The sequence below is a fragment of the Chlorogloeopsis fritschii PCC 6912 genome (assembly GCF_000317285.1).
Classification (GTDB): domain Bacteria; phylum Cyanobacteriota; class Cyanobacteriia; order Cyanobacteriales; family Nostocaceae; genus Chlorogloeopsis; species Chlorogloeopsis fritschii.
On sequence record NZ_AJLN01000138.1, the window covers coordinates 1 to 10,494 of the forward strand.

At 41.7% G+C, this 10,494-nt stretch carries 9 protein-coding genes and 1 pseudogene; 7 read left to right on the forward strand and 3 right to left on the reverse strand.

What is annotated here, in order from left to right; genetic code table 11:
- Positions 1-172 precede the first annotated feature (172 nt).
- From UYC_RS0130560 to UYC_RS0130570, 3 genes are all read right to left on the reverse strand, one after another.
- The gene (locus tag UYC_RS0130560) at positions 173-883 is read right to left on the reverse strand and encodes a DevA family ABC transporter ATP-binding protein (RefSeq protein ID WP_016877956.1); all 711 of its coding nucleotides are present in this window, start codon (positions 881-883) and stop codon (positions 173-175) included.
- Positions 884-982: 99 nt separating this feature from the next.
- Positions 983-2,170, reverse strand: coding sequence for an ABC transporter permease DevC (devC, locus tag UYC_RS0130565; RefSeq protein ID WP_016877957.1), 1,188 nt, complete (start codon positions 2,168-2,170; stop codon positions 983-985).
- Positions 2,171-2,175: 5 nt separating this feature from the next.
- Positions 2,176-3,450: an ABC exporter membrane fusion protein gene (locus tag UYC_RS0130570; protein ID WP_016877958.1), complete on the reverse strand. Its 1,275-nt coding sequence runs from the start codon at positions 3,448-3,450 to the stop codon at positions 2,176-2,178.
- Between the two features lie 237 nt (positions 3,451-3,687).
- Here UYC_RS0130570 and UYC_RS0130575 point away from each other — a divergent pair, with 237 nt between their 5' ends.
- The 7 genes and pseudogenes from UYC_RS0130575 to UYC_RS35860 form a co-directional block, all read left to right on the forward strand.
- On the forward strand, positions 3,688-4,212 hold the full coding sequence (locus UYC_RS0130575; RefSeq protein WP_016877959.1) for a pentapeptide repeat-containing protein: 525 nt from the start codon (positions 3,688-3,690) through the stop codon (positions 4,210-4,212).
- 10 nt (positions 4,213-4,222) lie between these two features.
- The gene (locus tag UYC_RS0130580) at positions 4,223-4,873 is read left to right on the forward strand and encodes a pentapeptide repeat-containing protein (RefSeq protein ID WP_016877960.1); all 651 of its coding nucleotides are present in this window, start codon (positions 4,223-4,225) and stop codon (positions 4,871-4,873) included.
- Between the two features lie 452 nt (positions 4,874-5,325).
- Positions 5,326-6,174 carry an SDR family NAD(P)-dependent oxidoreductase gene (locus tag UYC_RS0130585; RefSeq protein WP_016877961.1) on the forward strand — a complete coding sequence of 283 codons (849 nt, stop codon included), beginning with the start codon at positions 5,326-5,328 and terminating at the stop codon, positions 6,172-6,174.
- A 204-nt stretch (positions 6,175-6,378) separates the two neighbouring features.
- Entirely contained in the window at positions 6,379-7,155 is a 777-nt protein-coding gene (locus UYC_RS0130590; RefSeq protein WP_016877962.1) for a hypothetical protein, read from the forward strand.
- Positions 7,152-8,414 (forward strand): glycosyltransferase family 2 protein, encoded by a 1,263-nt coding sequence (locus tag UYC_RS0130595; RefSeq protein WP_016877963.1) that lies wholly within the window; start codon positions 7,152-7,154, stop codon positions 8,412-8,414. The genes UYC_RS0130590 and UYC_RS0130595 overlap by 4 nt, the downstream gene beginning before the upstream one ends.
- A gap of 164 nt (positions 8,415-8,578) precedes the next feature.
- Entirely contained in the window at positions 8,579-10,219 is a 1,641-nt protein-coding gene (locus tag UYC_RS0130600) for a cyclic peptide export ABC transporter (protein ID WP_016877964.1), read from the forward strand.
- A gap of 19 nt (positions 10,220-10,238) precedes the next feature.
- A pseudogene (locus UYC_RS35860) lies at positions 10,239-10,494 on the forward strand (hypothetical protein); the annotation flags it as partial.

A 10,494-nucleotide genomic window follows, 5' to 3' on the forward strand; every position in this document is an offset into this window, starting at 1 on the left:
CCTCTGTACGCATTTGCAGCCTGTGCTAGTACTGCTAAATAATTAGAAAAAGTCAGTGATGTTAAATCCGCCGTCATAAAGGCATTTAATTTATATTTACGATAAATTCTAACGTTCATTTTTTAAGGATTAACGTTCATAAATCTATATCAGCGATCGCACTTCTAGCAATCTAAGCCCGCAATGCTGTATCTCTTGCTAAACGCCCATCTTCCATATGTAAAATGCGATCGGCAATATCTAGGATGCGGTTGTCATGAGTGACTAACAAAATTGTGCTTCCCTGCTCCTGTGCCAACTGTTGCATAATTTCTACTACATCACGCCCAGATTTGCTATCCAGTGCCGCTGTTGGTTCGTCTGCCAGTACTAATTGGGGTTCGCTCACCAAAGCACGAGCGATCGCTACACGTTGTTTTTGACCGCCAGAGAGACTATCGGGATAATAATCTAAACGCTCTCCCATACCTGTCGCTTGTAACATCTCAATAGACCTAGCAATACGCTCTTGCATAGGCATTTCATGATGCAAACGCAGAGACATCCGCACATTTTGTTGTGCTGTTAAACACTCTAGCAAGTTGTGTGCTTGGAAAATAAAACCTATTTGCTTGCGAACTTGTACCAGTTGCTTTTTACTTGCACCGTATAATTCTTGACCTAATACTTTGACGCTTCCTTCCTGTACAGAACGCAATGCAGCAATCAAAGTGAGTAATGTTGTTTTACCACTTCCTGAGGGGCCTGTGAGGATCACAATTTCACCAGGGTAAATATCTAAATTGACATCAACTAACACAGGTTTTCGCAAAGCTCCCTTGCCAAACGAGTGGTTAAGATGGCGAACACTGACAACAGGTTCAGTAGATAGTTGTTGAGACATATCAATATATTGGGCAAATTTTTGATTTTTTGTTAATGGTTAATAGCTAATGGCTTGTAAAAATCGAAATAATCAATTAACAATTAACAATTAACCCACTTAAAACACATCTGCTGGATCGGCAGACTGCAACCTCCGCATGGCAACACCCGCCGACACTAAACACATAACAACAGTGATCGTAAATACCTGTAACGCCACATCCAATCGCATCAAAATTGGGATGCGAGTTAGATTTCCGAGTAGCCCATACATACCAATCGAACAAGCAAATCCAGGAATAAACCCCAACAAAGCAAGAATAATTGCTTCTTGAAAAACAACAACTAACAGACTCATGTCGGTATAGCCCATTGCCTTGAGAGTGGCATATTCTGATAAATGATTGTTTACGTCTGAATACAAAATTTGATAAACAATTACCACCCCAACAATAAAGCCCATAATCGTACCAAAATTAAAAATCACACCCGCTGGATCAGCTGCCCAGTATGCCTGCTCTTGGTCTATAAATTCTTGACGAGTGATGGCTTTAATATCGCTAGGTAAACGTATCTGAATATTTTTTATGACGTTTTGAGTGTCTGCCCCAGGCTTGAGAGTCAAAACTCCGACATGAATTTTATCGATGCTGTCGGCACCAAATAAACGCAAATAATTCCAGTCACTAGTAACAACATGGCCCCTAGTAAAAATACTGCTACCAAGAGTAAAAATACCACCAACTTTAACTCTACGACCTGATATCTCAGTGGTAATGTTTTGTCCTTGAGTGAAGGACTCAGCTATAGGCCCCAAGTCGGGTTGAGATTTGCTATCAAACAGGACTACATTCTGCAGTTTGATTTGGTTTAGCTGTTGATTAATATCTGGTAAGTTGAAAACAGGCTGGGCAGGATCGAAAGCGATGACAGCAATGTTGTTTACTTCCTTTTTCCAAGGGTTAACCCATCCACCAAAAGAAAAGTATAAAGGGCTGGCTGAAGCAACTCCTTCGACAGCCGCAGCTTGGTACAAATGCCGCCGAGAAAACGCTTGCCCTTCAAGTAGAGATTTAGTTCGTTGGCTGACTAAAACTAAGTCGCCACGCAGATTTTTGTGGACGAGAGTAGAACCATCAAGCAACAGGGCTTTGAACCCCAACTGCATAAATATCAGAATATCGGCAAAGGCAATTCCAGCTAGAGCTACTATCAGGCGCAGTTTTTGATGGCGTAGTTGCGCCCAACCTAAAGGCGGATCGACAAACAAGTTGCCTAATAAAGTTTTGGCATTCAGTAGTTTCATGTCTTCTACTGTGTGGATTTAGAAACGTTACGACTATTGGTGGAATTGAGGTCGAAAGTGATGCGGACTTGCAAGTTAGTCAGCCCAGCGACTTTAGGAGTGTCTTGCGGATCGAGGCGGACTTTTACCTCTACGACACGAGCATCTTTGTCGGCAGCGGGATCGGATGCGAGTACATCTTGCTTTTTAATTTGCAAACCAACATACTCAATCTTGCCGTGCAAAGTACCTGTAAATCCGCCATGTTCGCTGACTATGCTTGCCCGTTGTCCGACTTGCAGTTTACCGACATCGGTTTCATAAACTTCGGCAACGGCGTACATTTGCTGAGTGCGTCCCAGTTCTACAATTCCTTGGCTGGTGTTTACTTGTTCTCCAACACGGGTATTAATTTTGAGGATTTGACCTGCGACTGGAACGCGTACATAATTATCATTTAACTCAGCTTGAGCTTTAGTAACTTGGGTAGCAGCGTAGTCTACCTCAGCTTGAGCTACTTCTATATCTACAGGACGCACTTCCCGTAGTTTCTCAAGCATGGCTTTTTCTTGCCGGATCTGCTTTTGTAATGTGGAGACAGTGTTTGCTAGTTGAGCATTAGCTTCTGAGAGAGTTGCTTGTGCGGTTTCCCAACTCTTGCGGCGTTCATCGCGTTTATATGTTTCAATTGCTCCCTCCTTATGGAGCGACTCGTAGCGTTGATAGTCAATTTCGGCGTTACGCAACTCTGCTTGGGCACGAGCTATGGCTGCTTGTTTCTCGGCTGTTTGAGTGCGAAGTTGGGCTTCTATGCGAGCAATATTCGCCTCTTGGGCTGCTATTTCTGCCGCTTTTGCCTCTCCTGCCTTGAGTTGAGTAAGTTTAGCTCGCTGCACAGTTAGGTATTGTTTTGCTTCAGCTAATGCCGCCTGTTTTTTATCCATGCCCTGGAGAATGGCAATTACTTGTCCGGCTTTGACTTTGTCACCTTCACTGACAAGCAATTTGTCTACGCGACTATCCTGGGCATTGGCAACTGATAATTTTATTACCTCTCCTTGTGGCTCCAGTCGTCCTAAGGCAGTGACTTTTGTTTGTTCTGCTACGCTTGGGGTAGGAACTGGCGTAACTTTGGGTGTTTCCTTTTGGGTAATGACATAAACACTAGCCAAACCAACACAAGCGATCGCCGCTACACCAGCAACCCAAATTGTCAGCTTTTTCCTACCCTTGAAGTTGGGAGATGCGATCGACTCTAAGGGTGGCGGTTTGGTTGACTGTTTGTTTGGAGTGAGAACCATAGTTAGAAGATTGCTACCAGTCTCAATATTTCCGAAAATTGCTCGTAAACAGATTTTAAGAATCCTGCTTGTATATCAACCAATTGGGTGAAAATGGAAGTGAGATAAATTTCCTTTTTCACTTGTCCCACCTAAAGTTGTAGAAAAACAACATGAGGAACTTGTGAAGAAAGTCACACAAGTAAAACTCAAGTTGTCAGCGCCGTATCTGTTGTTAAGATTTGGAATTACTAAGTTATGGATGCGGATGATTTATTGGGACTTTATGCTGCTGGCGATCGCGATTTTAGCAGTACAAATTTGAGTGGAATTAACCTGGCTCAGGCAAAATTAAGTGGAGCCAATTTGATTCGCGCTAACCTCGCTCAGGCAATTCTCAGTGGAGCAAATTTAAGTGGTGCATTCTTAGTGGTGGCTAACCTGGATGAAGCTAACCTCAAGGGTGCAACTTTGATCGTTGCTAACCTGAGCGGAGCTTCTTTAAGTAGAGCCAATTTGAGTGAAGCCAACTTGAGTGAAGCTGTTTTGAGTGGTGCGGTATTACAGAAAGCAAACTTATCAGGTGCGATTTTGCAAGGCGCTATTCTGGCTGGCGTTAACTTGATGCAGTCTAATCTCCAGGGTGCTAATTTGCAGGGAGCTAATCTTTATGGCGCAGATTTACAGGAAGCCAATCTCAGCACAGCTAATTTAACCCGTGCTAATTTGCGGGGTACCAATCTGCGAGGAGCAATCATGCCCGATGGCAGTATTCATCAATAGGTAGGTAATAATGAATACAGATGAGTTTTTAGAGCTATATGCAGTTGGAGAACGGAATTTTCCTGGTATTACCTTAAATGGGGCAAGTTTATATCAAGTTGATTTACAGGGAATCAATCTTAGAGGTAGCAAATTAATTGGTGCTAATCTCAGTGGTGCTAATTTGAGAGGAGCAGATTTAAGTCAGACAAATTTAATCGGAGCAAACTTAAGCGGTGCCAATCTCATGCAAGTTAACCTAAGTGAGGCTGACTTGATTGGAGCGAATTTGGGAGGAGCCAAATTAGGTGAAGCAAATCTTGTAGGGATGACTTTGAGTGGAGCTAATCTCAGTGCTGCTAACTTGAGTAGAGCCAATGCAACTCAAGCCTGTTTTCAGGGAGCAAACTTAGCTAGTGCGATTTTGAGTGCCACTTTAGTAGAAGTGAATTTAGAGGGAGCAAATCTCAGCCATGCAAGTTTGATTGAAGCTAATTTGCAGCGAGCGAACCTGAGTGGAAGCAACTTGCTAGGGGCAAACCTTTCTAAGGCTAAACTTTGTCAGGCTAATCTGAGTGGTGCAAATTTACATGACGCAAACTTGAGGGAAGCAGACTTAAGTAGCGCTAACCTTCAAGGAGCAAACGTAAATGCAGAAAATTTGCGACAAACGTATTTTTAAGAAAACGATAATTGCCGTATAGATAGGGGCTAGGGACTAGGAAAGAATTTTTCCCAGTCCCTAATCACCAGTACCCTTTTACAATCAGAACACCCAAAACTCACTCAGCAATGCCAATTGGGATAAAAGCATTGTCATGATCGAATCTGGATTGTAAGAGTGTTGCATATGAGTTGCAATCAAGTATCTAGACAGCATAATATGCGTATCAATACAACTGAAGCGAACAAAGCTTGAGAAATGTAAAAAGCTAATTTTTTCAAAGTGGTATGGGCCACTTTCATTTTTGGCTTTAAAGCTTAACACAATTTGAATAGTTTAGATCCAATCCATACTGCATTGGTATACACAATTTATCTGTTCCACAAGGAACTTATAAATCAGTAGTATCCAATTTTCTATTGGACAAAATTAGTTTCACATTCTATCTAAACTTAGGCAGGTTATCAATCATGACAATTATCACAAATAAAACAGTACTTTTAACTGGTGCTTCACGTGGTCTAGGAGTTCATATTGCTCATGCTCTAGCAAAAGAACAAGCAACCATAATTGGCATTTCTCGCTCCAAGCCTGGGCTGAATAAAACACGTGATGAAGTCAAGGCTTTGGGTGGTCAATTTATCGGTTTTACCTTTGATATCACAAACGTTGAACATTTGTCAGGGCTAGTACAGCATATTAATAACACAGTCAGTCCAGTTGATATTTTAATTAATAATACTGGAGTAGAAATTTATCAATCTTTCGCTAATTATTCTCTCAAGGATCTCCAATCAGTATTGACAACAAATCTACTGGCTGCGATGGAGTTAACCCGTTTGTTACTGCCAAGTATGTTAGAGCGTGGTAGTGGTCATATTGTTAATATTTCTTCTCTAGCTGGTAAAAAAGGAGTTCCTTACAACAGTATCTACTCAGCAAGCAAAGCTGGTTTAATTATGTGGACTGATTCTCTGCGCCAAGAATTAGTCCGTACTGGTATAAATTTCTCGGCGATATGCCCAGGATATATTTCTGAAACTGGCATGACTGTTGATAGTGGCTTGCCTGCTCCCACATTAGCAGGTATTTCTACACCTCAAGACGTAGCAAATTCAGTAATCAGAGCTATTAAGAAAAATAAAGCTGAGGTAATTATCAATGAAAGTGCGATCGCAGAATTTTTGACCAAAGTAATGTTTGCGATTGGACAAATTACTCCACAATTTGTAGATGCAGTTTATCGTTGGATTGCTGTAGCTAAACTCAACCAAATGCGTGCAGAAAATTTTGCCAATAATCAATATAAACGTGCGTAAAAGGGATTGGGACTGGTAATTGGATTGAAAGCGGAAAAATTATGGAAGAGGCTTTTTAAGCCATGCCAAATTTTGTCACAATTTTCCAGTACCCAATACCAAGAATTTTAGATTGGGATTTCATCTAATTTAAACTGCTCATCTGCTCATAAAAAATCTCAAACTCAATTGAGATAGATCTTGATAAATCTATATTTTCAAGTCATGACAAAACTGCTTAGGAACTCCTCTATCTCTGATCTGATCGCAAATACGCTCACAGCCACAGCTTGGCGTTTCAGGTTCATCAATTCTCAAGTGAAGTTGTACAAAGAAGCATGGTTTACACCCACGTTCCATGAGTTGGTACTAGAGATTGCCAACCTCCCACCAAGTAAGATGCCAACTCGCAAAATGCTTGCTGGATTGCTAACAGGCTGGGGCAATAATCATTTTGCTGCCAACCTTGATTACCTAGAGGAAGTAGCGAAGCAGGCTGCAAAGACTCCTGGCCCTATTCTAGAGTGCGGTAGCGGACTCACAACTATTCTGTTGGGGCTACTTGCAGGTCGGCGCGGTGTTGAGATTTGGTCGTTAGAGCATATCCCCGAATGGTATACACGCGTGAATACCGTGCTGGAACGCTATCAAATTTCGGGAGTCAATCTCTATCTATCACCGTTGCAAGACTTTGGAGGCTTTTGTTGGTACAATCCTCCATTCACTAGCCTACCGAATAATTTCCGCCTGGTTATTTGTGACGGCCCTCCTAGTAATCAAACACCTGGTGGTCGGTATGGACTGTTGCCTGTTCTTGGACAGCACCTTTGTGATGATGCACTAATCTTGCTTGATGATGCAAATCGTGAGGAAGAAGCAGAAGTGTTACGCCGATGGACTACAGAATCAAAAGTAAGCGTCTTGCTGCAAGAATTTTCCTTTGGGTCATTCGCATTAGTGACTTATCCGAGCAGAGTTAATGAGGTGGAGGTAAATCAATGAACTTATTAGCACTTATTATTGTTGGCATTTTGGCTATTTTAGTGCTTATCCAGATATTTCCCACGGCAAAATTTGTATCTTTGTTCTATTCACCAAACCAACAGAATATAGAAAATGACCAGTTGCCCAAAGCTGCAGTTGTCCTTTCCCTGCGAGGAGCAGATCCGTTTTTAGCTGACTGTATTCACGGTCTACTTAACCAGAACTACCCGGAGTATAAAGTACATATTGTTGTTGATAGCCAGGAAGATCCTGCTTGGAAAATAGTTAACGATACGATTTGTCAATCGCAAGCAACGCATATTCAAGTCAGCCCTTTAGTCCTTCGACACTCTACTTGCAGCCTCAAAAATAGTGCTTTAGTTCAAGCGATCCAAGAACTAGACGATTCTTATAAAGTAGTTGCAATCATAGATGCTGATGTCGTTCCCCATTCTGATTGGCTGCGTGAATTGGTTGCACCTTTAGCTGACGAGGAGATCGGAGTTACTACAGGAAATCGGTGGTATGTACCGCACGGTAGCCAGTGGGGTTCGCTAGTTCGATCCGTTTGGAATTCGGCAGGAGTTGTCTCTATGTATGTCTACAATGCTGCTTGGGGAGGCTCAATGGCAATCAAACTTTCTGTTTTGCACCAAGCGCAACTGCTAGAGAAATGGACACAAGCACTCTCTACTGATGCCTTAATAGGCAAGGCATTGAAGGAATTAGGCTTGAAGCTGAAATTTGTGCCCACAGTGATGATAGTAAATCGTGAGGAGTGCCAGTTAAGTGGTTGCTTGCGCTTTATGACACGCCAATTACTTACGACACGGCTGTATCATCCCTGTTGGATTCTAAGCATGATCCATGCATTAATAACAACGTTACCTCTTGTATTGGCAATAGTGTTGCTGCCTTACAGCTTACTTCAAGGTGACTTTAATGCCGCAGCTTTGTTTGCTAGTGGATTTGTTGGCTATATCCTAACAATGGGTTTACTGCTAACAATATTAGAGCAAAGTGTGCAGCAGGTAGTTCGGGGGTATGACGAAACGACAAGGTACTTTTCGTTTCAATTCATAGCGAAATTTCTGCTGGCAATTCCACTGGCGCAAATAGTTTCTACAGTTGCTACTGTATTAGCCATATTGAAGCAAAAATTCGAGTGGCGGGGCGTGGTCTATCAAATCAAAGCTCCTTACAACATTCGATTAATTGAATACCATCCTTATCAAATCTCGCTCCAACTAATTGATCGTAAAGCTTCAATTATCTAGATTTATTGCACAAATCAATTTTTGACACTCCAAATAGGTATTTAGGCAAGAAGTTCACCTTAGCTATTTGGCTTGTTCGCTGCTCTGTTTCGCCCTAGTTAGCGATCGCTTTGGTGCCTCAATCCTAGTTGCGAGTTAAATCCTTTGGCTTTTGAAGAGGAACTATGAACCTTTTCCGCCTTCTGTTACGCACTTCCGCTCTTCTGCTCACCCTTGCCATCTTGGCTGGCATCCTTAGTGGCGGCACTGCTGCGGGTTTAATTGCCCTAATTAATGCCACATTAAGTCAGAACCAACCGTCAACTACTACGCTCATTTGGAGTTTTGCCGCTCTGTGTCTGGTGCGGCTGATTGCTAATTTGGCTTCTCAAGTTTTACTCATCTATCTTTCAGAAAAGGCTATTCTCGACCTGCGGATGCTATTAAGCCGCCGTATCCTTGCTTCTCCTTTACGCCAGTTAGAACAAATCGGCGCTTATCGTCTTTTAGCTACCCTGACTGAAGATATCCGAACTATCTCCAACACAGTTCTTATTACTCCCTTTTTCTGTATCAACACAGCTATTGTGATTGCCTGCCTGATCTATCTTGGATGGCTCTCTAGGACTGTGTTCGTTGTCGGTCTTTGCTTTCTTTTGGTGGGAATACTCAGCTATTTACTACCAATGACGAAAGCCATGTCTTTGCTGAAATTAGCTCGCGAACAGGAAGATAGGTTATTTAACCACTTTTGTGCCATAACTCAAGGCACAAAGGAACTTAAGCTGCACCGCCAGCGACGGCAATCATTTCTCAAAGAAGATCTTCGTACCACTGCCCTATCATACCGCCGTCATAACATTATCGGGATGAGTGTTTTTGCAGCCGCTGCCAGTTGGGGACAAATTCTATTTTTTGTTGCGATCGGTTTGCTTTTATTCATCCTACCTTCTTTAACAAAGATCCATCCCACAATTCTATCTGCCTATGCCCTGACTATCATCTACATGATGTCACCTTTGGAGCACATCATGAGTACACTGCCTACTGTAACCAGAGCCTTAGTAGCATTAAAAAAAGTGGAATCTCTGGGTCTTTCATTGCCTGCCAATTCAAACGAAACTACCTCCGTTGCAGCGTTTCCATCAGAGAAATTTTGGCAATGCCTAGAACTAGTTAATGTTACCCATAGCTATTATCAAGAACGAGAGGAAACAAACTTTATTCTTGGGCCTATTAACTTAAAATTCAATCCGGGAGAATTAGTTTTTATTGTCGGAGGAAATGGTAGCGGTAAGTCCACTCTAGCTAAATTAATTTCTGGTCTTTATATTCCTGAAACTGGAGAAATTTATTTAGATGGTAAGTTTATTGATAACTACAACAGAGAGTGGTATCGCCAGCAATTTTCAGTAGTATTTTCTGACTTCTATCTTTTTGAGCGTTTGCTGGGTTTGGATAGTAACGACCTAGATGCTCAAACTCAAAACTACCTTGCTCAACTACAACTTGACCATAAAGTGAAGGTCAACAATGGTGTGCTTTCTACCACAAACCTTTCTCAAGGACAGCGTAAACGCCTCGCTTTGCTCACTACCTACTTAGAAGATCGTCCAATTTATATGTTTGACGAGTGGGCTTCAGACCAAGATCCTGTCTTTAAGGATATCTTCTATACGCAACTTTTACCAGAGCTAAAAAGTAGAGGCAAAACAGTACTAGTTATTAGCCACGATGACCGATATTTTCACATTGCAGACCGGATTATAAAGCTGGAATACGGCAAAGTGAAATATGAAAAAAACCCTGCATTCATTAATATTTGATGTATGAGGAAGACAAAAAATGCTTTTAAACAATCTCAAACCACTTGTAAAATCTGGATTATCAAGTAACATTGTAGAAGAAAAACTTTCATTACGTGAAAAACAAGATAGAAGATTGAAAGAAGACATCAAAAGTGTTTTATCTTACCGAGAATGGATTCAGAGGATAACTAACAATACTTTTGACAACACAAGAGTGATAGGAATTGTAGCTGCGGCAAAAGGAGCCGAAAATTATCTACCATATACTATCCCCAAAATCATTACACAAATCT